19 protein-coding genes and 1 pseudogene are annotated in these 22,174 nt (G+C 60.6%); 10 read left to right on the top strand and 10 right to left on the bottom strand.

Annotated features, from left to right (window positions below; translation table 11 throughout):
- Window positions 1–67 precede the first annotated feature (67 nt).
- A complete protein-coding gene (gene pgk, locus SynA1825c_RS12305; RefSeq protein WP_186469551.1) occupies window positions 68–1,273 on the bottom strand; it encodes a phosphoglycerate kinase in 1,206 nt (401 codons plus the stop codon).
- A gap of 101 nt (window positions 1,274–1,374) precedes the next feature.
- Between pgk and SynA1825c_RS12300 the strand changes: the two genes are divergently transcribed.
- Genes SynA1825c_RS12300 through SynA1825c_RS12290 form a run of 3 tightly spaced genes read left to right on the top strand, consistent with a single transcriptional unit; the run spans window position 1,375 to window position 3,613 of the window.
- Window positions 1,375–1,758: a universal stress protein gene (locus tag SynA1825c_RS12300; RefSeq protein ID WP_186469550.1), complete on the top strand. Its 384-nt coding sequence runs from the start codon at window positions 1,375–1,377 to the stop codon at window positions 1,756–1,758.
- Complete coding sequence (gene ylqF / locus SynA1825c_RS12295) at window positions 1,755–2,621, top strand: ribosome biogenesis GTPase YlqF (protein WP_186469549.1); 867 nt, start codon at window positions 1,755–1,757, stop codon at window positions 2,619–2,621. Before SynA1825c_RS12300 ends, ylqF begins: the two co-directional genes overlap by 4 nt.
- A complete protein-coding gene (locus tag SynA1825c_RS12290) occupies window positions 2,618–3,613 on the top strand; it encodes an RluA family pseudouridine synthase (protein ID WP_186469548.1) in 996 nt (331 codons plus the stop codon). The genes ylqF and SynA1825c_RS12290 overlap by 4 nt, the downstream gene beginning before the upstream one ends.
- Window positions 3,614–3,769: 156 nt before the next feature.
- On the opposite strand, the gene SynA1825c_RS12285 is transcribed toward SynA1825c_RS12290, so the two are convergent.
- Both SynA1825c_RS12285 and SynA1825c_RS12280 read right to left on the bottom strand, forming a co-directional pair.
- Complete coding sequence (locus tag SynA1825c_RS12285; RefSeq protein WP_186469547.1) at window positions 3,770–5,005, bottom strand: cellulose binding domain-containing protein; 1,236 nt, start codon at window positions 5,003–5,005, stop codon at window positions 3,770–3,772.
- A 90-nt stretch (window positions 5,006–5,095) separates the two neighbouring features.
- Complete coding sequence (locus tag SynA1825c_RS12280; RefSeq protein ID WP_186469546.1) at window positions 5,096–6,703, bottom strand: ABC transporter ATP-binding protein; 1,608 nt, start codon at window positions 6,701–6,703, stop codon at window positions 5,096–5,098.
- A gap of 57 nt (window positions 6,704–6,760) precedes the next feature.
- On the opposite strand from SynA1825c_RS12280, the gene SynA1825c_RS12275 reads away from it, so the two are divergent.
- Entirely contained in the window at window positions 6,761–9,094 is a 2,334-nt protein-coding gene (locus tag SynA1825c_RS12275) for a bifunctional (p)ppGpp synthetase/guanosine-3',5'-bis(diphosphate) 3'-pyrophosphohydrolase (RefSeq protein WP_186469545.1), read from the top strand.
- Between the two features lie 18 nt (window positions 9,095–9,112).
- Here SynA1825c_RS12275 and SynA1825c_RS12270 read toward each other — a convergent pair whose 3' ends face one another.
- On the bottom strand, window positions 9,113–9,559 hold the full coding sequence (locus SynA1825c_RS12270) for a DUF2062 domain-containing protein (RefSeq protein WP_186469544.1): 447 nt from the start codon (window positions 9,557–9,559) through the stop codon (window positions 9,113–9,115).
- An 89-nt stretch (window positions 9,560–9,648) separates the two neighbouring features.
- Between SynA1825c_RS12270 and mnmE the strand changes: the two genes are divergently transcribed.
- Genes mnmE through nadC form a run of 3 tightly spaced genes read left to right on the top strand, consistent with a single transcriptional unit; the run spans window position 9,649 to window position 12,201 of the window.
- Complete coding sequence (mnmE, locus tag SynA1825c_RS12265) at window positions 9,649–11,040, top strand: tRNA uridine-5-carboxymethylaminomethyl(34) synthesis GTPase MnmE (RefSeq protein WP_186469543.1); 1,392 nt, start codon at window positions 9,649–9,651, stop codon at window positions 11,038–11,040.
- Between the two features lie 15 nt (window positions 11,041–11,055).
- Complete coding sequence (locus tag SynA1825c_RS12260; protein WP_186469542.1) at window positions 11,056–11,283, top strand: hypothetical protein; 228 nt, start codon at window positions 11,056–11,058, stop codon at window positions 11,281–11,283.
- Window positions 11,284–11,334: 51 nt separating this feature from the next.
- Window positions 11,335–12,201, top strand: coding sequence for a carboxylating nicotinate-nucleotide diphosphorylase (gene nadC, locus SynA1825c_RS12255; RefSeq protein WP_186469541.1), 867 nt, complete (start codon window positions 11,335–11,337; stop codon window positions 12,199–12,201).
- A 555-nt stretch (window positions 12,202–12,756) separates the two neighbouring features.
- On the opposite strand, the gene SynA1825c_RS12250 is transcribed toward nadC, so the two are convergent.
- The 3 genes from SynA1825c_RS12250 to SynA1825c_RS12240 all read right to left on the bottom strand — a co-directional run bounded on the left by SynA1825c_RS12250 (window position 12,757) and on the right by SynA1825c_RS12240 (window position 14,841).
- Window positions 12,757–13,791 carry a chlorophyll a/b binding light-harvesting protein gene (locus SynA1825c_RS12250; RefSeq protein WP_186469540.1) on the bottom strand — a complete coding sequence of 345 codons (1,035 nt, stop codon included), beginning with the start codon at window positions 13,789–13,791 and terminating at the stop codon, window positions 12,757–12,759.
- Window positions 13,792–14,020: 229 nt separating this feature from the next.
- Window positions 14,021–14,365 (bottom strand): hypothetical protein, encoded by a 345-nt coding sequence (locus tag SynA1825c_RS12245; RefSeq protein ID WP_186469539.1) that lies wholly within the window; start codon window positions 14,363–14,365, stop codon window positions 14,021–14,023.
- A 272-nt stretch (window positions 14,366–14,637) separates the two neighbouring features.
- Window positions 14,638–14,841 (bottom strand): hypothetical protein, encoded by a 204-nt coding sequence (locus SynA1825c_RS12240; RefSeq protein WP_186469538.1) that lies wholly within the window; start codon window positions 14,839–14,841, stop codon window positions 14,638–14,640.
- Between the two features lie 248 nt (window positions 14,842–15,089).
- On the opposite strand from SynA1825c_RS12240, the gene argS reads away from it, so the two are divergent.
- A complete protein-coding gene (argS, locus tag SynA1825c_RS12235; RefSeq protein WP_186469537.1) occupies window positions 15,090–16,877 on the top strand; it encodes an arginine--tRNA ligase in 1,788 nt (595 codons plus the stop codon).
- Window positions 16,878–16,888: 11 nt separating this feature from the next.
- Entirely contained in the window at window positions 16,889–17,881 is a 993-nt protein-coding gene (locus SynA1825c_RS12230; protein WP_186469536.1) for an asparaginase, read from the top strand.
- Between the two features lie 64 nt (window positions 17,882–17,945).
- On the opposite strand, the pseudogene SynA1825c_RS12225 reads toward SynA1825c_RS12230, so the two are convergent.
- The 3 genes and pseudogenes from SynA1825c_RS12225 to SynA1825c_RS12215 all read right to left on the bottom strand — a co-directional run.
- Window positions 17,946–18,347, bottom strand: a pseudogene (locus tag SynA1825c_RS12225) (carbamoyl-phosphate synthase); the annotation flags it as partial.
- A gap of 150 nt (window positions 18,348–18,497) precedes the next feature.
- Window positions 18,498–18,986, bottom strand: a complete 489-nt coding sequence (locus SynA1825c_RS12220; RefSeq protein ID WP_186469535.1) for a DUF6790 family protein — start codon at window positions 18,984–18,986, stop codon at window positions 18,498–18,500.
- A 232-nt stretch (window positions 18,987–19,218) separates the two neighbouring features.
- Window positions 19,219–20,922 (bottom strand): protein adenylyltransferase SelO family protein, encoded by a 1,704-nt coding sequence (locus tag SynA1825c_RS12215; protein WP_186469534.1) that lies wholly within the window; start codon window positions 20,920–20,922, stop codon window positions 19,219–19,221.
- Window positions 20,923–21,063: 141 nt separating this feature from the next.
- Between SynA1825c_RS12215 and SynA1825c_RS12210 the strand changes: the two genes are divergently transcribed.
- Window positions 21,064–22,173 (top strand): histidinol-phosphate transaminase, encoded by a 1,110-nt coding sequence (locus SynA1825c_RS12210; RefSeq protein ID WP_186469533.1) that lies wholly within the window; start codon window positions 21,064–21,066, stop codon window positions 22,171–22,173.
- Window position 22,174 lies beyond the last annotated feature (1 nt).

The raw sequence follows: 22,174 nt of genomic DNA, 5'->3' as shown, positions 1-22,174 counted from the left end.
CGCCCCGAAAGGAGCGGCTGGATTGGTGCAGGATGCGGGCGGTTTAACACCGCGTTTTGGCTTGGGATCAGGCGGCGTCGAGGGCGGCCACACCGGGCAGCACCTTGCCTTCCAGCAGCTCGAGGCTGGCGCCACCGCCAGTGGAGATGTGCGACATCTTCTCGGCTAGGCCAGCCTTCTCGACAGCTGCGACGGAGTCACCACCGCCGATGATTGTGCAGCAGCCCTTCGCGCTCAGATCGGCCAGGGTGGTGGCGATGGCGTTGGTGCCGGCGGCGAATTTGTCGAATTCGAACACACCCATGGGGCCGTTCCAGATCACGGTCTGACAGTCGGCCAGGGCGTCCTGGAACACCTTGATCGAATCGGGGCCGATGTCGAGTCCCATCCAGCCGTCGGGAATGGCCGTCACAGGCGCAGTCTGGCTATTGGCATCGGGCGCGAAGTTATCGGCGAGCACCACATCGGTGGGCAGCAGCAGTTCCACACCTTTGGCTTTGGCCTTGGCCTCCAGCTCCTTGGCCAGCTCCAGCTTGTCCTCTTCCACCAGACTCTTGCCGACCGCCAGGCCGCGGGCCTTGTAGAAAGTGAAGATCATGCCGCCGCCGACAAGGATCTTGTCGCACTTGTCCATCAGCGCTTCGAGCACGCCGATCTTGGAGCTCACCTTGGAGCCGCCCACGATGGCGGCCAGAGGGCGCTTGGGAGCGTCGATGGCTCCCTGTAGATACTGAAGCTCTTTCTCCATCAGGAAACCGCCGACGGAGGGCTTGAGAAACTTGGTCACCCCCTCGGTGGAGGCGTGGGCGCGGTGGGCGGCGCCGAAGGCGTCGTTCACATACACCTCAGCAAGGCCTGCCAATTTTTCAGCGAAACCGGCTTCGTTCTTCTCCTCTTCGGCGAAAAAGCGCACGTTCTCCAGCAGCACCACGTCGCCGTTGGCCATGGCGCCGACCTTGGCTTCGGCGTCGGGGCCGATGCAGCTCTCGGTTTTGGCTACGGGCTTGCCCAGCAGTTCGCTAAGACGAGCGGCCACGGGGGTGAGGCGCATGGCGTCGTTCACCTGGCCCTTGGGGCGGCCGAAGTGGGCGGAGAGGATCACCTTGGCACCCTTGCCAATCAGGTCATTGATGGTGGGAAGGGCGGCGCGGATACGAGTGTCGTCCGTGATCGCACCGGCGTCATTCAGGGGCACGTTGAAGTCAACCCGCACGAGAACACGCTTTCCGCTGAGGTCGGCGCCGGAGAGGCTGGCCAGGGAACGCTTCGCCATAGGGTTGTGTCGTGCGGTAAGAAAACGGGGAGAGATTAATACGAGTTCTGCAGTCCCGGAGCTAGGACTGACAGCAGGGGCGTTGGCCGTAGGACTTGCACATGTTCGAGACTGTTTTGTTTCCCATTGACCAGAGCCGTCAGGCTCTGGAGACAGCAGGCAAGGCGTTGGAGCTGGCTCGCAGTCACAGCAGCCGGCTGGTGCTGCTTTCGGTGGTGCAGCCCGAACGTCCTGAGATGCACGACCACGAGGCAGTGGCGGCGTTGTTGTCGCAGACGCGAGAGCGTTTTGAACAGGCAGGGGTGGCTTGCGACGAGGTGGAGCGTGAGGGCAAGCCAGCCTTTGTGATCTGCGATGTGGCCGATGAGTTGAATGTGGATGTGATCGTGATGGGGACGCGTGGCGTGAAGCTTGAAGCCGAAGCCGGCAGCACTGCAGCGCGGGTGATTCAGCTTGCGCCCTGCCCCGTGTTGGTGGTGCCGTGAGTTCTCCGCCGATTCAGTGGTATCCGGGTCACATCGCCAAGGCGGAACAGCAGTTGCGCCGCAATCTCGACAAGGTGGATTTGGTGATCGAGGTGAGGGATGCGCGCATCCCTCTGGCCACCGGACACCCCCACCTCAGTCGTTGGATCAAGGGCAAGCAGCACCTGCTGGTGATTAACCGTCGTGACATGGTGACCGCTGATGCTCGCCTGGCTTGGGAGGCCTGGTTCAAGGCCAAGGGGCAACGCACGGTGTGGTGCGATGCCAAAGCCGGAACGGGAGTCAAGCAGGTGCAGCAAGCCGCGATCCGCGCCGGTGACCAACTCAACGAACGGCGGCGCAACCGCGGCATGCGCCCTAGGCCGGTGCGGGCGCTCACCCTGGGATTTCCCAATGTGGGCAAGTCGGCCTTGATCAATCGGTTGGTGAAGCAGAAGGTGGTGGCTAGTGCTCGACGCGCCGGGGTGACGCGCACGCTGCGCTGGGTGCGTCTTGGCCAAGATCTCGACCTGCTGGATGCACCGGGTGTGTTGCCTCCGCGTCTGGATGATCAGCAGGCGGCACTTCATCTCGCCCTGTGCGATGACATCGGTCAGGCGGCCTATGACGGTGAGCTGGTGGCGCAGGCTTTTCTGCGTCAACTCAGAGCGCTGGAGCCGGCGGGTGCATCTGGAGTGGCCCTCTCGGTGCTCGAAAGCCGCTACGGCACAGCTCTGGCCGGAGCGACAGATGATCCGGCCCTCTGGCTCGAGGCTGTGGCGGAGCGCCACACCTCTTCCGATACGGCGCGGATGGCGCAGCGGCTGCTGGATGACTTCCGCAAATCGGCTCTGGGCAGCATCGCCCTGGAGTTGCCGGCATGAGCCCGGCCTGGCGACGGCCGCCTCTGCCTGAGGAATCATTCACCGATGGATTCGGGGAGGGAGACGGCGAGCTTGTGAGCCTCACGTACCCCAAGCCCCTGCCGATGCGATTGGACCGATGGCTTGTCAGTCAGCGCTCGGAGCAGAGTCGTGCTCGGATCCAGAAATTCATCGATGCCGGTTACGTGCGGGTGAACGGCAAGACCGGCAAGGCCAAGACGCCACTGCGCACCGGTGATGAAGTGCAGCTGTGGATGCCTCCACCGGAGCCGCTGCCTTATCTGAAACCAGAGCCGATGGAGCTGGATGTGCTCTTTGAGGATGAGCACCTCATCGTGATTAACAAGCCGGCAGGTCTCACGGTGCATCCAGCGCCTGGCAACAAGGACGGCACCCTGGTGAACGGTCTGTTGCATCACTGCCCGGACCTACCCGGGATCAGCGGCAAGCTCCGGCCGGGGATTGTGCACCGTCTGGATAAAGACACCACGGGCTGCATCGTGATCGCGAAGTCTCAGGAAGCGCTGGTGAGGCTGCAGGTGCAGATTCAGAAGCGCATCGCTTCCCGTGACTATCTGGCGGTGGTGCATGGGGTGCCCGCAGGAGACAGCGGCACGATCGTGGGTGCGATCGGTCGCCACCCTGCTGATCGCAAAAAATATGCGGTCGTCAGTGGTGAGAACGGGCGTCATGCCTGCACGCATTGGAGGTTGCAGGAGCGACTCGGCGATTACTCCCTGCTGCGTTTCAAGCTCGACACCGGCCGCACCCATCAGATCCGCGTGCATTGCGCGCACATGAACCATCCGGTGGTGGGGGATCCCACCTACAGCCGTTGCCGCAAATTGCCCATCGAGCTGCCTGGGCAGGCCCTCCATGCGTTTCAGCTGGGGCTGGATCACCCGATCACGCGCGAACGGATGCTGTTCGAAGCTCCAGTCCCGCCGGTGATGGAGAAACTCCTCTCAGTGCTCAGGCGTCGCGCTGCGTGAGGCTGACTCGCAGGTGCTGACTGAACGCCTTTGCGATTCAAGGCGTCGGGCGGGTTGGCAAATCAGATTGCATCCACGGGGCCAGCGGTTGCATGCTGGATCCCCGGCTGGTCACTCAGTCCAGTTCCCGGCATGCAACGGACGACTGTGAAGACCTCAGACCAACATCACGGCACTGCCGTCGGCGACCAACAGGGCTTCGGTGAGGGGGATGTTGACGTTGTCGGTGATCCCCGTAAGCGCGTTGAATCCCACATGAATCGTCTGGCCAGCCGCCAGGGTCTGTCCCCAGTCAAGGCCTGAGATTTCGTAGCGGTATCCGCCACCGTCCAAGGCTTGAGTGTCCACGCTCACACCCCAGGCTTCGCCACTGAAGCGATGGTCACTGTTGAACTGCACCCCCCAATTCTCCACGGTTTGATCGCTGGTGTTGGTCACGACCAGGGATGCGGTCAGTCCTCCCCACCACAGTTGACCTCCCACTTGCACATCCACCCCAGTGACTGGGTCTGGATTGGTTGTGGATTCAGGATTGCTGTCCTCCCAGGGCTCGTCCTCGCTGACCTCGCTGTCGCTGTCCTCGATTGGTGGGGGGCTGTCAGGTTCAGGTTGGGTTGGTGGTGTAGGTGCGCCGGTGCCCAGATCATCGAGGTTGCTTTCGAGCGGGGCTCCCAGGGCAACCATGCTCTGGAAGTAATTGATCACCGTGTTGTCGCTCACTTCCAGTGCCGGCCACTGCGGCCAATCGAAGGTGTCGTTCATGAATGGCTGGTTTTGATCCCAGCCGAGAACGGTCAGGTGATTGATGTCATGGGCGATGGCACCGCTTTCGATCGGGAGGAAGCCGTGGGTGCGGCCATGCATCCATCCGCCGTAGTGGGGCTCCATCTTGAGCGTGTTGATGAAGGCTTCCTGCAGGCCTTGGCTGATCAGAAAATCGGCGAAACCGTCGTGGCTGACCTCCCGCACCATGGTCATCACCGCCTCGCTGCTGCCGAGGCGTGCGGTGCGTTGCAGATCGGCAAGCAGCTGGGGTTGATAGGTGCTGTCTGCGATCCAGCCGACCTTGGCGCCCTGCATGGCGTACCAGAGTCCGACGCCGAGTAAATCGTTCCCCCAGGCCTGCGAATTGTTCGTGAGTCCTTCGGCAAAGGCCCATCGGCCGACATCCTCTAGAGCGACCGCCTCGAGACCCGCAAAGGCGCGCAGGCCGTTGTACGCCACGAGCGCTTCCGTGGTGATGGGTGTCCGGCCGCCGACCAATTCGTTGTGTTCGGAGTTGTGATTCGAGCCGTGAAAGCTTCCCCAGTCAGTGATGTCGATAAAACCGGAGTCGGCGGTGCCGTCGTGTGGATGGCCGGCCGACGCGTGCTCGTGGTGGACGTTGTCCATGTCACAGAAATCCAGTCAGCCTTCAGTTCAACCGAGGCTTATGACTCACGCGTGACTCCCTGTGGTGGGTGATGTGACCGAGGGTGACTGTCAGGCTTCGGGCAAACGCGGACAGGCTTCGACCAGGGTCTGGGTGATGGGTGCCTGCGGCTGATGTAGCAAACGGTCTCCCGGTCCTTCCTCCACCACATGCCCCTGATCCAGCACCAGCAGTCGGTGACAGAAACCGCTGGCGACGGAAAGGTCATGGGTCACGAAGATCATGGCCAACCCGAGCTCCTGTTGCAGTTGGCGCAACAGTGCCAACACTTCGGTCTGGATTTCGGCGTCCAGCATGCTCACGCTCTCATCGCAGATCAGCACCTTCGGTCCCAGGGCAAGGGCTCGAGCAATTGCCACGCGCTGCTGCTGCCCTCCTGACAGCTGCCGTGGCAATCGGTTTTGGAACCGCTCTGCTGGCGTTAGCCCTACGCGATCCAGCAGATCCTGAGCCTGACGGCTTGCTTCGGCTGGCGAGGCCAGCCCATGAATCAGCAGCGGATCACCAATCGCTTCTGCCACGGTCATCGCAGGGTTGAGGCAGGCCAGTGGGTCTTGAAACACCATCTGGATGGTTCGTCGTGCCTGCCGTGCTGCGGTTCCTTGGAGGCGCAGCAGCGGTTGCCCCAGCAGGTTGACCTGACCGCCACGGATGGGTGTCAGCCCCATGAGCGCTCGGCAGAGGGTGCTCTTGCCGCAACCGGAGCCCCCTACAACACCAAGGGTTTCGCCCGCCTGAAGCTGAAAGCTGATGCCGTCGACGGCTCTGAGCCAGTTGGGCCTCCAGGGCAGACCCCCCAGGTTGTGCCAGCAGCGCAGTTCCTGCACATCCAGCACCACGTCGGCTTCAGGGGCCGAGGGTGTGTTGCTGCCTTCTCGTGCGCGTGCGGCCGAGAGCAGACGTTGGCCAACCCTGGAGCAGGGGTAGGTGAGAACCACATCGCTGCGGTTGATCTCGGCGACTTTGCCGCCGTCCATCACCGCCATCCGTTCACACCAGCGGTTCGCCATGGCCAGGTCATGACTGATCAGTAGCAGCGCACTGCCCAGGTCATCACAGAGGTCACGCAGCACGGCCATCACCTGGCCGGCCACGGCCACATCGAGACTCGTGGTGGGTTCATCCGCAATCACCAGCGGAGGGCGCAGGGCAATGGCCAGCGCGATGGCCAGACGTTGGCGCATGCCACCACTGAACTCATGGGGATAAGCGCGGAAGCGGCCGGCGCCGATGCCCACCTGTTCCAGCAGTGTTTGCGCACGATGGCGACGTTCCGATGGATCCATGTCCGGCCGGTGCGCCCGCAGGGTGTCCAAGAGGTGGTCCCCCACCGTCATCAGCGGATTGAGTCGTGTCATCGGGTCCTGGAACACCAGGCCAACGGACTCGCCTCGCAGGGATCGAAGCGCCGGCAGTGCGAGTTTGCGTGGATCGCGTCCCATCAGGCTTAGGCCTCCTGAACAGTGGCTGCCAGAAGGCAGCAGCTGAAGGGCAGCACGGGCGATGGTGCTCTTGCCGCAGCCTGAGGGTCCGACCAGTGCCAAGCGTTCTCCAGCCTGCAGGCGCAGGTCGAGGCCATCCAGCGTCCAGCTCTGGCTGCCCGGGTAACGCAGGCGGACGTGGTTCATCTCCAGCACGACGTCTGGTGCGGGACTCATCGCAGGAGAAGCACAGGGGCTCACGGCTACATACCATGGATTCACTTGCCTGGCTGGATGCTGAACGCCACCTCCGCGACGGCTGCATCGCAGATTCCGGAGGGATCCGCCCCCCCCGCCTGCGGTCTAGTGGCGTTGAGGGACCGTCCGATCCGGTCCGCAGATGATTACGGCATTGAGCTGCCTCCCTGGTTGCGGGAGTGCATCGACCATGTTCCCCCTGGAATTGGTCATAGTTGCCCCACGGATGCAGAGTCGCTGTTGGCGGCGGCTTTTGATTTCGCGTTCCAGCTGCATGAGGGGCAGTTCCGCGCCAGCGGTGATCCCTACATCGTCCACCCGGTGGCGGTGGCCGACTTGCTGCGCGATATCGGAGCCAGCGCCAGTGTGATTGCAGCGGGCTTCCTTCACGATGTGGTGGAGGACACCGATGTCACGCCGGAGCAGCTGGAGAGCCACTTCGGCCCTGAGGTGCGTGAGCTCGTGGAGGGGGTGACCAAGCTTGGTGGAATTCACTTCACCACCCGTACGGAGGCCCAGGCAGAGAACTTGCGCAAGATGTTCCTGGCGATGGCCAGTGACATCCGCGTGGTGTTGGTCAAACTCGCCGACCGGCTGCACAACATGCGTACGCTGGGAGCGCTGCAGGAGGAAAAACGTCAGCGCATCGCGCGCGAAACCCGTGAGATCTATGCCCCCCTTGCCAACCGTCTCGGCATCGGTCGTTTCAAGTGGGAACTCGAAGATCTTTCTTTCAAACTGCTCGAGCCGGAGGCGTTCCGCGAGATTCAGCAAGAGGTGGCGACCAAACGTAGTGAGCGGGAGCAGCGCCTGGGCGTCACCGTGCAGCTGCTCAGTGATCGCCTCTCAGCCGTCGGTTTGGAGAACTGCGAGGTCAGTGGCCGGCCGAAGCACCTGTACGGCATCTGGACCAAAATGGAGCGTCAGCAGAAGGCGTTCCACGAGATCTACGACGTGGCCGCTCTGCGCATCCTGACGCCAAGCGTCGAGGCCTGTTATCGGGCTCTTGCGGTGGTGCATGACACCTTCCGTCCCATTCCTGGGCGTTTCAAGGACTACATCGGTCTGCCGAAGCCCAATGGCTATCAGTCATTACACACAGCCGTGATTGGCCGTCATCGCCCGATCGAAGTGCAGATCCGCACGCTCGATATGCACCGCGTGGCGGAATTCGGCATTGCAGCCCACTGGAAATACAAAGAAGGCGGTTCACCGGCTGCGGGGGGAGACACCGAGCGGTTCAACTGGCTCCGCCAGCTGGTGGATTGGCAACAGGAAGGTGGTGCTGACGATCACAACGACTACCTGGCCTCCATCAAGGAAGACCTCTTCGACGAGGAGGTGTTTGTATTCACCCCCAAAGGGGAAGTGGTTGGTCTGCGCAAGGGGTCAACGGCGGTGGACTTTGCCTACCGGATTCACTCAGAAGTGGGCAATCACTGCCATGGCGTGCGAATCAACGATCGCCTGTCGCCCCTTTCAACCCCCCTGCAGAACGGCGACTTCGTCAACATCCTCACCAGCAAAACGGCACATCCCAGCCTCGATTGGCTCAACTTTGTGGGCACCCCCACGGCGCGCAATCGCATTCGTCAGTGGTACAAGCGCAGCCATCGGGATGAAACGATTCAGCGGGGCAAGGATCTGCTGGAGCGGGAGCTAGGACGCAGTGGGTTCGATTCTCTTCTGAACAGTGAGGCGATGACGCGTGTCGCTGAACGTTGCAACCTGCAGTGCACGGAGGACCTGCTTGCAGCGCTCGGCTTCGGTGCCGTGACGCTCCATCAAGTGCTCAACCGTTTGCGCGAGGAGATTCGTCTGCAAACGGCTGCTGATCAGGAGCCGTTATCCAACGAAGATGTAGCCCGTCAACTGGTTGAGCAGGCCGAGACTGGCACTCCCCGATCCAGCGCCGAACAGGAAGAACCGATCCTCGGTGTGGAAGGCCTTGACTACCGCCTTGGCGGCTGTTGCAGCCCTTTGCCGGGCGAGGCAATCGTCGGCACCGTCGCTCTGGGCAACCACGGCATCACCGTGCACCGCCAGGATTGCTCCAACGTGGAGGTGATTCCGACCGAACGGCGATTACCTGTGCGCTGGAATCCCGATGTCGCCTCTCAAGGGCAGCGCTTTCCAGCACAGCTCCGCATCGAAGTGATCGACAGGGTGGGAATTCTCAAAGATATCTTGATGCGGTTGTCTGATGGCCGCATCAACGTCAGTGATGCTCGGGTGAAGACCAGTTATGGCCGGCCGGCTCGCATTGATCTCCGCCTCGAGCTCGCCAGTGCCGACCAACTGCAGCGCACGATGCATCAGATCCGTTCGATGGCTGATGTGATTGAGATCGCGCGCAACTGTGGCAACTGATCGCCACAGCGTTGTCGATCAAGAGCTGCGACGTTGTTGACGCAGCCATCGCAGGCTCAGCCACCAGCCCAGAGCTGCGCAGATGGCCCCAGTGATGCTGGATCCCAGTAGCAATCGGCTGAGCACGCTCCATCCCGTTGCACCGAAGCCCTCCTGGCGCAGGCTGTCCAGGCCCGTCCATTGACTACCAGGGCCTAGGACTAGGGCTCCGATTCGGTAGTTGAACCAATACAGCGGCACATAAGTGAACGGATTGCTAATCCAGGTGCCGGCTGCAGCCAGGAGGTGATTGCCGCGCACCACGCTGGCCAGTGTGATGCCAGCAAGGGTTTGCAGACCAAAGATCGGAAAGCAGCCACAGAAGATTCCGGCCGCAAGCCCCCGGGCTCTCTGGCCTGGTGTGCCTTCCTGCTCCCAAAGCCACTGCAGCCCTTGTTGCAAGCGCTTCTGCGTTCGACGCAGCATCCGGCCCCAAGGAGTGCTCAGTGGTCTTGGCCTCGAGAAATGGGATGTGATCGTAGGAAGGAGGGAGACGGGGTCGCTGCGCCGCTGCAATGCAGGAGATCAATGGGGAGCACCTGACGATTGCCGCCGTGGCAACGGCTGTGGCGCCTGGTCAGGGCGGCATTGCGGTCATTCGTCTGTCGGGTCCTCAGGCCCAGGATGCGGTTCGCGCGGTGACCTGCATTCCTGGGGATCAGCCCTGGGCGAGCCATCGGGTGCTGTATGGCCATGTGCTCGCCCAGGGCGGGGTTGAGCGGATCGATGAGGTGCTGGTGGTGTTGATGCTGGCGCCGCGCAGCTTCACCGGTGAAGACGTGGTGGAGATCCACTGCCATGGCGGTGTGATGGCCGTTCAGCGCGTGCTGGAACGGGTGTTGGCCCAGCCCGGTGTTCGTCGCGCTCAGCCCGGAGAGTTCAGCCAGAGGGCGGTGCTGAATGGCCGCCTCGATCTCACCCGCGCCGAGGCCATCAGCGATCTGGTGGCCGCGCGCAGTCAGCGCGCCGCTCAGCTGGCGATGGCGGGTGTGGATGGTGGTGTGCAGCAACGGATCGAAATGCTGCGCCAACGGCTGCTCGACCAGCTCTGTGAACTGGAGGCCAGGGTGGATTTCGAGGAAGACCTCCCGCCTCTCGATGGTGAGGCGTTGTTGGAGGAGCTACTGGATGTGCGCCGCGCGTTACTGCAGCTCGTGGAAGACGGACAGCGCAGTGCCGCTTTGCGCCAGGGGTTGCGGGTCGCACTGGTTGGTCGCCCCAATGTGGGCAAGAGTTCCTTGCTCAATCGCCTCAGTCGGCGTGAACGGGCGATCGTGACGGATCTCCCCGGCACGACTCGCGATTTGCTGGAAAGCGAGATCGTGTTGGAGGGCGTGCCAATCACGTTGCTCGACACCGCTGGTATCCGTGCCACGCAGGATGCGGTGGAGCAGATCGGCATTGCTCGCAGCCACGATGCCTTGGTCAGCGCCGATCTGGTGGTGCTGCTCTTCGATCTGAGTGATGGATGGACGCCTGACGATGAAAGCTTGCGCCAGTTGATTCCTGAAGGGGTCCCCTGGTTGCGGGTTGGTAACAAGGCTGATTTAGTGGAGGGGACGGGTGCTGCTGCCGCAGCGACTGCGGACGAACTGCAGGCCGATGTGCGCTTCAGTGCTGCCACCGGTGTTGGCGAGGCAGAGCTGGTGCAGGGCCTGTTGGAACGCTGCGGTGCCCTCACGGATGGCGCGTTGCTGTTGGCGCTCAATCAGCGCCAGGGTGATCTGGCGGCCGCGGCTGCCGACGCATTGCAGCGCAGTCAGCAGGTGGCGGCCGATGGTTTGCCCTGGGATTTCTGGACGATTGACCTGCGCCAGGCGATCCAGAGCCTTGGTGAAATCACGGGCGAGGAGCTCACTGAATCGGTGCTCGATCGGATCTTTTCCCGCTTTTGCATCGGCAAGTAGGGCTGACAGGGCCACTTGCACCGCTCAGCATGGAATGCCACTGAGCAGCGCCAGGCCATCGCGAACGCTGGATTGGCAGTGCTGCGGGCGATCGCACATGAGGAGTCGCGATCACTGGATTCGCCCCGATGTGGCGTTGAAGTTGGTGCCTCTGATGTCGCTATCGACGATGCCCCCTCGAAGTTGGTCAGGCAGGTGTGTGAACGCTTCAACGTGGGCCCTCGCGGCTTGGAGCACCAATGACCGCAATGAGCTGGGCCAAGCTGCTGATGGGTCCATCACGCTGAATTCAGAATGAGCGACGCATCGCTGCCCTTGACGCCAGCTCTTCAGCGCCAACTGCGTGACTGGCTGCAAGAAGATCTCGGTCGCGGTGATCTCAGTGCTCCTGCCCTGCCCCCCGGTCGCTGCCAGGCGCACTGGATCAGCAAGGCGTCAGGGGTGTTTTGTGGCGGGTCGTTGCTGGATTTTCTGTTTCGTGTGCTCGATCCCGCCGCCAGCGTGCAGCTGTTGGTCGCCGATGGTGAGCAGGTGAGCCCTGGGCAACGCCTGTTGAACCTGGAGGCGGAGGCCGCGGCATTGGTGGCTGCAGAGCGCACGGCTCTGAATCTGGTGATGCGTCTATCTGGAATCGCCTCGGCAACGGCCCGGCTGGTGGCTGACCTGGAGGGGAGTGGGGTCCAACTGGCCGACACCCGGAAGACCACCCCAGGCTTGCGGGTGCTGGAGAAGTACGCCGTGCGCTGTGGCGGTGGGGTGAATCACCGTCTGGGGCTTGACGATGCGGCGATGCTCAAGGAAAACCACCTCGCTTGGTCCGGGGGTGTGGAGGCGGCGATCAAGGCGGTGCGTGCTGCATCCCCCTGGCCGGCTCAGGTGATTGTTGAGGCGGAAACCGAGGCGGATGCGATCGCGGCGGTGGCCGCAGGCGCCAATGGTGTGTTGCTCGATGAGTTCCGTCCAGAGGTGCTGAGCGACCTGGTTCCCCGCTTGCGTCAGCTCGCAATGCAGCGGTCTCAGGGGGGTGCGGTGGTACTCGAGGCCTCGGGCATTCAGCCTTCTGAGTTGCAGGCTTATGCGGCCACCGGTATCGATCTGATTTCCACCAGTGCTCCTGTCACGCGAAGCGCTTGGCTTGATCTGAGCATGCGCTTCAGTTGAGGTCAGGCCCACCTCCCACGGGCTCAATGCGGGAGATGGGCATGTTGGTGACCTGTCGACCCCGTCCAAGAGCGACCCATTGATGTTGCATTCTCTGCTGGGACTCGTAGGTGATGAATGTGTTCTCTGGGAGATCGATCTGTTACTCCATGACTCTGATAAGTGCCTGAGGTCAGCTTCATTGTGAGCCTTGTGTGTGCCTAATGATGCGCCTGCAGTGCATGCCTTGTGATTTGTTTGGCGACAAATTGAACGGGTTTTGGTGCCTCGTGTAATCTGTTGCTTGGAGATGAAGTGTCGGATTAAATTTTTATCTCTTGTTATGGAATTGGTGTTTTGCGATGAACTCAGCACATGGGATGACTGGTTTGATGGATTGAAGAGTCTTTCTTCGCTGAAATTGTCTGATCTGGGAGAGCTAGGAACGCCTTCGTCAGCATGTTTCGCTGGTTTTGATTTGGCTGAACCTTCAGCCGAGTAACCATAAAAAGCCCCTCCATTATGGGAGGGGCGGTTTCTTCTTGAATGAAGAATGGGGCTCGATTCAGGTTCTGCCTAGCTGATCTTTGCAGTATCCATCGATTCAAATGCTTTGCTTACACTCTTAAAGTTGAACCCCATTCCGCGCAGGGCATGCCAGAGATGGCCTTGGAGAAAGAAGAAAGCCAGGTAAAAGTGAGTGTTTGCCAGCCAGGCTCTCGATGAATAGCTGCTATCACTCAGGGCGACGGTATCGCTAAAATAGGGTGAAAATGCGAAGTTCAATTTCAAGGCTTCGCCATACAGCTCTGTGGGATAGATCGTGGTGTTCTGAGCGCACCAGATGCTGGTCACGAAGCCCATCAGTGCCACCCCTGCCAGTGAGTAGGAGAGGATGGATTCTCCGTTGTAAATGAGTACTTTTTTGAACGGGCCAAAGGGGCTGCTGATGATGTGCCAGACACCGCCAATGGTCAAGATGAACGCCAGTACGGCGTGTCCGCCCATCACGTCTTCAAGGCTGCTGATGTTCAGGAAGCTGGTCTGATAGCCCCAGACCATGCCGAAATCAATATTGGGTTCAACGGTGCGCACCGCGCCGATGGCTGTGTCATAGATCCCGTGGTGCTTTGCCCACTCCACAAAGGCGATCACGCCGAGGCCTAGAAAAATCAAATGGTGGCCAAGGATGAATGTCAGCTTCTTGGGGTCATTCCATTGGAAATCAAACTTCTTGGCTCGACCTTCGGCTTCGGAAAGGTCTTTGGGCGCTCGAAGTGTGTGCCAGATCCCGGCTGCTCCCAGCACGGCGGATGAGACCAGATGGAATGCGGCGATTGCGATGTAGGGCTCTGTGTTTGTGATCACGCCGCCATCGCTTACCCCGAGGCCGAGGCCGGCAAGGTGGGGAAGCACAATTAAGCCCTGCTCACCCATGGGGATCGAGCTGTTGTATCGGGCTAATTCAAAAAGGGTGAATGCACCGGCCCAGAACATGATTAAACCGGCGTGGGCAGCATGTGCTGCGATGAATGAGCCTGAGCGTTTTGCAACGCCTGCATTGCCGGCCCACCAGTCATAGCTGACTGATGGATTGCCATAAGACTGCATTGTCAAAAAAGAATCGACGTGGAAACCGTACGAATGGCGCTGTCGATTCTTTTTCGGGCGTTTACACAGCTTTTTGCGGATCTGTCTTATTTGACACGTGCATGTTGCTTTTGATGGGTGCTCTCAATCTGCTTACTGCTGGGTTTGGAATGTTCGTGATGAGGGTGACATATTTACATCGTGGCCGAAACTTTTGTCTTGTTGGATCAAGCGATAAGTTCCGCATTGGCTACGAGGAGCTTGCGGGCTTTTGGGCGGTGCCTTTTGAGTTCGCGCCATCGCGAGCTTGCTCAGGAGTTCTCGTTGGATTTTTTGCTTGCTTCTGCTGGTTTTCCGAAGGTTTGTCTTGGCTGTTTTGGGCTGCAGACTTTGTTGCCTGCTCGCTTTTCGCCGTGGTTGTCTTGCTGCTGTTGGATGCTGGTTTCTTCGGTTTGAGCTTTGAGGTGTCGAGCCGTTTTTCACCCCACGTTTTATAGGCAAGGAACACGAGCCCTGCGGTTGTTGGAATGGAGGAGATGCCTCCAATGGCAATTTCAAAGTTTGTGAGGGCCATAATGCGTCGAGTTTTGAGCATCATTCAGTTCGGTTGGTCTCTCCTTGGAAAATTTGATACGACGTCGACACGCAGCTGCTACGGCTCTTCTTGCTTTTGGTGAGCTCATTGTTCAAATCGGCCTTTTCTTTGATAATTGATTTATCGCAGGCTTCTAATGTCCTCGTCGTCTTGAAATTCGAGGTAAAGAGCTCTTGCCTCTAGTGCCAAGTTTTGATGGGTGAGCAAGCTAACTCGCTCTTTCCACCAACGATCAAGGCGTGGGTTGGGTTGGTTGAACGAACTGTTTCTGGTCATGACGTGCTGGTCTGCGCTGTGGCTCCTGTGGTCTGCTTGTCTTTGGACAGTGCGGCGCCAGCTAGGCCAATGGGGCCGAACAACAACCCCGCGATCAGCCATATCCAGCCTTGTTGGCGTTTAGATCGAGCAATGAAGTAACTCACCAACCCACACGGGATCCACACAGAGATCACGGTGATCAAAATATTTCCCGTCATGGTCCGTGTTGGTGATCACCTGAATCATCTGGTTGATTCCTTCCTCTCTGTGTTGCTTTCGATCGCAAAGGTGGTGAGCAACGATTCACTGAGCAAGGTCAGTCTTTCTCTTGCAGCCGGTTCCACGTCGCTCAGCGACTGTTGCATCGCCTTCCGGCTGGGTTGAAGGCTTTTCGTCAGTGCTGAGTGCTGAGTGATGGTCCCGTGCCGGGGGATGATCAGGCGGATTGCATTTCTCGCTGCTGTCCATGCTGCGCATCGCCGACGCCCTCGAAACCCAGTTGCGCGATGCCTTGCAACGGGCGTTTCCCGAGGCTTGGGCTGAGGCGGTGGAGGCTGGTTTGGATCCCCAGTTGGCGCCAGCGAGCAAGCCGGAATTCGGCGATTTCCAGGCCAATGGTGCACTGCCCCTGGCCAAGCCGTTGAAGCAGGCGCCGCGTCAGATCGCCACGGCCATCGTGGAGCAACTGCAAGCGGATGCGGCCTTCACCGATCTGTGCTTGGAGCCCCAGATCGCCGGGCCTGGTTTCATCAACCTCACGATCCGTCCGGAGCGGCTGGCGGCGGAGGTGTTGGCACGGCTGGGGGACGAGCGGCTCGGCGTGCCGGCGGTCAGCAACGCGGCGCCGGTGGTGGTGGACTTCTCCAGTCCCAACATCGCCAAGGAGATGCATGTGGGGCATTTGCGCTCCACGATCATTGGCGACTCCCTGGCGCGGGTGCTGGAGTTCCGCGGTCATCCGGTCCTGCGGCTGAACCATGTGGGCGACTGGGGCACCCAGTTCGGGATGCTGATCACCCATCTCAAGCAGGTCGCTCCCGAAGCGCTCGACACCGCGGATGCCATCGACCTTGGTGATCTGGTGGCTTTCTATCGCGAAGCGAAGAAGCGCTTCGATGATGACGAGTCGTTCCAGACCACATCCCGCGAAGAGGTGGTGAAGCTGCAGGGCGGTGATCCGCTGTCGTTGAAGGCCTGGGGTCTGCTCTGCGACCAATCGCGGCGTGAGTTCCAGAAGATCTACGATCGGCTTGATATCCGCCTCAGTGAACGCGGCGAGTCGTTCTACAACCCCTTCCTGCCGGCGGTGGTCGATGGGCTGAAGCAGACGGGTCTGCTGGTCACCGACGACGGAGCAGAGTGCGTTTTCCTGGAGGGGGTCAGCGGCAAGGACGGCAAACCCCTGCCGGTGATCGTGCAGAAGAGCGATGGCGGCTTCAATTACGCCACCACCGATCTGGCTGCGATTCGCTACCGGTTCGCCGAGGCCCCTGATGGCGATGCGGCCCGTCGGGTGATTTACGTGACCGATTCCGGTCAGGCCAATCATTTTGCGGGGGTGTTCCAGGTTGCCGCACGGGCCGGCTGGATTCCTGACGGTGCTCGCCTGGAGCACGTGCCCTTTGGGTTGGTGCAAGGAGAAGACGGCAAAAAGCTCAAGACCCGGGCCGGCGACACGGTGCGTCTGCGGGATCTGCTCGATGAGGCCGTGGAACGTGCGGAGGCGGATCTGCGCTCGCGCCTCAAGGAGGAGGAACGCAGTGAGCCAGAGGCGTTCATCAACCACGTGGCCGGCACCGTGGGTCTGGCGGCGGTGAAATACGCCGACCTCAGCCAGAACCGGATCACGAATTACCAGTTCTCCTTCGATCGCATGCTGGCCCTGCAGGGCAACACAGCCCCTTATCTGCTGTATGCGGTGGTGCGCATCGCCGGGATCGCTCGCAAGGGTGGTGATCTGGATGTGGCGGCCGACCAGCTGCAATTCAGCGAACCCCAGGAGTGGGCCCTGGTGCGGGAGCTACTCAAGTTCGATGCCGTGATCGCGGAGGTGGAGGAGGAGTTGTTGCCCAACCGGCTCTGCAGCTATCTGTTCGAGCTCAGCCAGGTGTTCAACCGCTTCTACGACCAGGTGCCGGTGCTCAAGGCCGACGCGGATGCGCTGCCTTCACGCCTGGCCTTGTGCCGTCTGACCGCCGACACACTCAAGGCCGGTCTTGGTCTGCTCGGCATCGCCACCCTGGAGCGGATGTGAGCAGATTCGGCTTGCCCCGGCTGCTGCTGCTCGCCACCGGCGGCACCATTGCCGGCTGTGCGGCCGACAGCGCCACGCTGAACGACTACACCGCCGGGGTGCTGGGCGCTGATGCGCTGTTGCAGAGTGTGCCTCAGCTGCAGGACCTGGCGACGATTTCGGTCAAGCAAGTCGCCAATGTCGACAGCGCCGACCTGCTGTTTGCGCACTGGCATGCCTTGGTGGGGCGCATTCGCGCTGCCTTCGCGACGGACCCGGAGCTAGCCGGGGTGGTGATCACCCATGGCACCAACACCCTCGAGGAAACGGCCTGGTTGCTGCAGTTGTTGATCGACGATCCCCGGCCGGTGGTCCTGGTGGGAGCGATGCGGCCGGCCACGGCCCTCAGTGCCGATGGGCCATTGAATCTGTTCCAGGCTGTGCAGGTCGCAGTCAGCCCGGAGGCACGCGGCCACGGCGTGCTGGTGGTGATGGATGGCCAGATCCATGGCGCCCGCGCTGTCACCAAGGTGGCCACCCAGGGGGTGGGGGCCTTTGCCAGTCCTGGTAGCGGATCCTTGGGATGGGTGGACGACGTTGGCGTTCATCTGCCGACGGCGAGCGGATCTGGGCAGGTGCGCTTCGCTGGACTCGCGCTACCGGAACAATGGCCCCAGGTGCCGATCCTCTATGGCTGTGTGGAGCCCGAGCCGCTCCTGCTCAGCGCCTGTCTGAACGCCGGTGTTGTCGGATTGGTGTTCACGGGAACAGGCGCTGGACAACTGTCGGCTGGCGAATGCCGTGTGTTGGAGGCGTGGGCTGGCCCACGACCCTTGATGCTGCGGGCCAACCGCTGCGGGTCTGGACCGGTGCACCACCATCCCGAGGATGAACGGCTTGGGCTGTTGCCGGCAGGCAGTCTCAATCCCCAGAAAGCGCGGGTGTTGTTGTTGTTGGCGTCGATTGCAGGATTCGATCGCGCAGAGCTGGGAGCATGGATCTCTCAACGCGACCACGTGAGCTGATGTCTGCAGTGTCTCCTGGCACTTATCAGGCTTTCGGCATGCTGCTGTCGTCATCGTTGGCATTGCCGGAGTTGATGCCAGCTGATTCAATTCCCCTCGCTGGCAGCGAGCCGCTGGTGGAGGTGGAGAAGCCACCATCCACATCGGTGTTGATGATGCTGCTCTCACCATCGCGATCAGCGAAATTGACGTTGACCAGGGCATCAAGGAACCAGACGCTGTTCTCGCCAACCGAGAGTGGCAGGAAGCCGCCGATACCGGCCTGGTTGGGAGTGCCAGCCCCTTGCAGAGCACCTTGAAAGCCAATGGTGGGTTTGACCACATCTTTAAGGCTGATGCTCATCACACCACCGAGATTCTCAGCGGTGTCTGCGTCTTGAGCAGCAGCAGGCAAGAGAGGGGCGTTGGAGAGGACCAGCGCAGCGGCACCACCAAGCGAAAGCGACAAGTTGATGGAGCGCTGCATGCCACATCAGAATTTCAGGCAGTCTGCCGACGGTGTACACGTTGTGCACGAGTCGGGTTTTGCTTTCACAAGCGCCCACGCGGCTTCTTGTTGCCAGCAGACTCTTGCTTTGAATTGGTCAGATTGAAATTGTCAGCGAATTGATGGGATTCATCCGGAGAAGGCTTTGATGCCAAACCAAAAGAGGCAAACTGCATAGGCTGTACTTGCAATTTTGCTACCATATCGAGGGTTTTTGGCCTCCTTGAGTTCTAGAAGGTGTAAAACTGCCGCTTGCAACATATAGATACCGACAACTAATATTAACCCCCCAAGTGTTTGCGTATCCCATCCTTGGTAAATGCCAGCTATGGCTACAGCGCCCCATGCAAGATTGGCGAAGCCAACTTCGAGCTGAAAGTCGTTTCGTGCTCCATAGTCCCAACCCATGCGCTTCGCATCGCTTCGGTGAAAAACTGCATGGCGAACAAAAGACAACAGCCCTACGCCGCCCACAGCCCAAGCGGATATCCATTGCGTGGCAGACTCAACATCTCCGGAGCCAATGGAGTTGAAAGCATTCCAGAATCCAATGCCGCCAACAATCCATGTGAGCTGCATTAACGTTTTGGATACTTTTGGGTTGGTTGATAAAGGCATTGAGGTTCGGTCTGTTTGTTGAATTGTCGTCGAATTGCTTTGCAATAGCAACCTTGCTTAACTTTATTGGAATTGTGTTTTCGGGAATTGCTCTTTAAGACTGCTTGTGGTTGATCTCCAGGGGATGCTGCAAGCAAGGTCTGCATCTTGGTTTAGATCATTGCGTGGAGGTTCATGGCAGCTGCCACGGCATTAGCTTTCGGCTTTTGATGTCCATCTGCGTCGTCTTGGCTTACGACGAGCAGCTGTAGTGGGAGATGCCTCCGGCGCCGAAGAACTCCCGTGGTCGCAGTTGGTCGTAGCGACCAGCGAGTTTGGCTGAGAGCGGTGCGTAGGGGTTGCGGAACACCGTTTGCAGTTCGTGCACCAGGCTGTAGTCACCGCGAGCCGCCTGCTCATAGGCCGGGGCGATCAGCCATTCGCGCCAGGTGATGGCGGGATTGGTGCGTTGCATCGAAGCGGTGATCTCTTCAGGCTCTCCACAGCCGCTGAGCTGCTGGTGCCAGCGCGCCAGCCAGGCATTCCATTGCGCCTCGAGCTCTGCATCGCTGGGCACATAGAAGCCCCGTTTCAGCGGCGTGACCTCGGTTGGCAGTGATGCCAAGTCACGGAAAACAATCGTGTAGTCCGCCTTCGAAGCCACCATCAGCTGCAGCAGATCGCCGATCAGCTCCGGAGCTACGTTGGCCAGTCCCACCTTGCGAGCCCACATGGCATCCAGTCCGGCCTTCATGGCTTCGCTGAAGGTTGCATGCAGCGCGTCGAGTTCGGCTGTTTCGGCGGGGTGATCCCTTAACAGCGTTTTGAGCGCTGACCAGAACATCCGATAGTTGGTTTCAGCCGCTTTCGGTTGGTTGAAAAAGGAGAAATGAATGCCGCCGCCGGTCCAGGGCTGAAAGCGGGGGTCGAACAGTTCGCAGAAGCCGAAGGGTCCGTAATCAAGGGTGAAACCGCCGGCGGCGCAGTTGTCGCTATTGAAGTTGCCCTGGCAATAGCCCACGCGCATCCAGTGGCACACCAGGCTGATGAGGCGTTCCCGGAACAACCGCGCCAGCTGCACCACCTGCGCCGGGAACGGCAGGGAGTGATCAATGTCTTCCCGGTAGTTCCGCTCGATCAGATGCTGCACGATCATTTGCAACTCCTGCTGGGCCTCAGGATGCGCTTCGCGACGGGCGCGTCGTGCGAACAGCTCCAGTTGGCCTACCCGAAGAAAGGATGGCGCCACACGTGTGGTGATCGCCGCTGAGTTGTCGACCAGGATGTCGGGATCCATGGAGGGCGAGGCGCCCGAATACCAGGGGCGACGCACGGTCTCGTCGTGGGAGACGTACAGCGTTAGGGAGCGGGATGTGGGAATGCCCAGGGCATGCATGAACTCCTGGGCCAGGAATTCGCGCACGCTGGACCGCAGCACGGCTCGACCATCAGCACCACGGCAATAGGGCGTCGGTCCACCACCCTTCAGCTGCATCTCCCAGCGCTGACCTTCAAACACCCCTTCAACCACGGAGATGGCTCGCCCATCGCCGTAGCCGTTGCCATTGCCGAACGGACATTGCTGGTTGTATTCCGTGCCGTAGATCGACAAGGCGTAGCCGGTGGCCCAGCCATGGGGACGCATTGGCTCGCTCACGTTGCTGAGGTCGCCAGAGAAGACGCTGCGGAAGTCACCATCGTGAACCAGTGCTTCGTCCAGGCCCAGCGCAGCGAACAGTTCCGGGCTGTGGGCGACGTACTCGGGATTGGGAAGCGGCGTCGGCGTCACTGGCACGTAGTGGCCAGAACGCACTTGCCTTGCGCGGTGATCCTGTCCATCGGGTGTGGATTCCGGATCGGGCCGAAGGTGCTGCATCAGCGAGTAATCGACCTGCTGGGCGAAGCCAGCGAAGCTGGAGGTGGTGGCTGGCGTCGATGCGCTGGAGCTGGCGGTCATCCGGCCATTGGCTGCAGTGTTTGCATCATCGGTGGGTAGAGGCCGATGCGGCGCCCAGTTGGGCGGCTGTGAATAGCTTGGGATGGATCATCCCACCTCCTTGCCTCAGTCCCACCCTCCAGGAGATCCGATTCATCGCTGATGGCCATGCCTGACCCGATCCCCGCGCCCGAGGCCCGTCCCGATGTGGAACGGCTTCGGGGTTACAGCGCCCCTCTGGAGGGGCGGCGGGGTCTGCTGCGGCTCGACTTCAACGAGAACACCATTGGTCCCAGTCCGGCGGTCACCGAGGCGATTCGCTCTTACCCAGCTGATCAGGTTGCGGTCTATCCGGAATACGACGGATTGCGTGAGGCCTTGATTGCCAACCTGCAGGCCTCTCCGGCCGGCCTCGCTCATCCTCTGGTCATCGACCAGGTGGGGCTCTTCAACGGTGTGGATGCCGCGATTCATGCAGTGATCCATGCCTATGGAGCGGCGGGTGACACCCTGCTTACCACCAGTCCCACGTTTGGGTACTACGCCCCGTGTGCGGGCATGCAGGGGATGGCCATCGAGGCCCTGCCCCATGAACTTCCGGGGTTCCGTTTTCCGCTGGAGGCAATGCGATCAGCTTTACAGCGCAGGCCAAAGATCTTGATGCTCTGCAACCCCAACAACCCCACGGGCACGCGTATTCCAGCGGAACAGGTGCTGGAGTTGGCCACGGCGGCGCCAGGAACCTTGGTGGTGGTGGATGAGCTCTATGAGGCGTTCACGGGTGACAGTGTGCTGCCCCATGTGGACTTCACCGTCCACGCCAATCTGCTGGTGCTGCGCTCCTTGGCTAAGACCGCCGGGCTGGCAGGCCTGCGCATGGGATTTGCTATCGGTTCCGCGGAGGTGATCGATCGGATCAGCCGTGTCACCGGTCCCTATGACGTGAACAGCCTGGCGGTGACGGCGGCGTTCGCGGCTCTGGGCGATCAGGTCTACACCGACCACTATGTGGCCGAAGTGGTACGAGCACGTGATTATCTCGTAACGCAACTAACGCAATCTGGTGCCGTCTTCCATTGCGATGGTGGTAACTACTTGCTGGTCTGGCCGCGGCGATCGGCCGAAGAGGTGGAGCAGCAGCTGCGCAGTGCTGGCATCCTGGTGCGTTCCATGGCCGGCAAGCCGCAGATTGATGGTGCGTTGCGAGTGAGCATCGGCACCCTCGAGCAGATGCAGCGTTTCTGGGCGATCTACGCGCAGCTCGAGGGTTGAG

Source organism: Synechococcus sp. A18-25c (assembly GCF_014280035.1).
Taxonomy (GTDB): Bacteria; Cyanobacteriota; Cyanobacteriia; order PCC-6307; family Cyanobiaceae; genus Synechococcus_C.
Note: the sequence above shows the minus strand (reverse complement) of the source record. Positions and strands in the feature narration are given on the sequence as shown.

Excerpts from the sequence above, each read along its gene's own strand:
- SynA1825c_RS12270 (WP_186469544.1), bottom strand. The coding sequence starts at position 9,559 with ATGCTGCGTCGAACGCAGAAGCGCTTGCAACAAGGGCTGCAGTGGCTT.
- SynA1825c_RS12240 (WP_186469538.1), bottom strand. The coding sequence starts at position 14,841 with ATGACGGGAAATATTTTGATCACCGTGATCTCTGTGTGGATCCCGTGT.
- SynA1825c_RS12245 (WP_186469539.1), bottom strand. The coding sequence starts at position 14,365 with ATGCTCAAAACTCGACGCATTATGGCCCTCACAAACTTTGAAATTGCC.
- pgk (WP_186469551.1), bottom strand. The coding sequence starts at position 1,273 with ATGGCGAAGCGTTCCCTGGCCAGCCTCTCCGGCGCCGACCTCAGCGGA.
- argS (WP_186469537.1), top strand. The coding sequence starts at position 15,090 with ATGCTGCGCATCGCCGACGCCCTCGAAACCCAGTTGCGCGATGCCTTG.
- SynA1825c_RS12275 (WP_186469545.1), top strand. The coding sequence starts at position 6,761 with ATGCTGAACGCCACCTCCGCGACGGCTGCATCGCAGATTCCGGAGGGA.
- nadC (WP_186469541.1), top strand. The coding sequence starts at position 11,335 with ATGAGCGACGCATCGCTGCCCTTGACGCCAGCTCTTCAGCGCCAACTG.
- mnmE (WP_186469543.1), top strand. The coding sequence starts at position 9,649 with ATGCAGGAGATCAATGGGGAGCACCTGACGATTGCCGCCGTGGCAACG.
- SynA1825c_RS12280 (WP_186469546.1), bottom strand. The coding sequence starts at position 6,703 with ATGAGTCCCGCACCAGACGTCGTGCTGGAGATGAACCACGTCCGCCTG.
- SynA1825c_RS12290 (WP_186469548.1), top strand. The coding sequence starts at position 2,618 with ATGAGCCCGGCCTGGCGACGGCCGCCTCTGCCTGAGGAATCATTCACC.
- SynA1825c_RS12215 (WP_186469534.1), bottom strand. The coding sequence starts at position 20,922 with ATGACCGCCAGCTCCAGCGCATCGACGCCAGCCACCACCTCCAGCTTC.
- SynA1825c_RS12300 (WP_186469550.1), top strand. The coding sequence starts at position 1,375 with ATGTTCGAGACTGTTTTGTTTCCCATTGACCAGAGCCGTCAGGCTCTG.
- SynA1825c_RS12285 (WP_186469547.1), bottom strand. The coding sequence starts at position 5,005 with ATGGACAACGTCCACCACGAGCACGCGTCGGCCGGCCATCCACACGAC.
- SynA1825c_RS12220 (WP_186469535.1), bottom strand. The coding sequence starts at position 18,986 with ATGCCTTTATCAACCAACCCAAAAGTATCCAAAACGTTAATGCAGCTC.
- SynA1825c_RS12250 (WP_186469540.1), bottom strand. The coding sequence starts at position 13,791 with ATGCAGTCTTATGGCAATCCATCAGTCAGCTATGACTGGTGGGCCGGC.
- SynA1825c_RS12210 (WP_186469533.1), top strand. The coding sequence starts at position 21,064 with ATGGCCATGCCTGACCCGATCCCCGCGCCCGAGGCCCGTCCCGATGTG.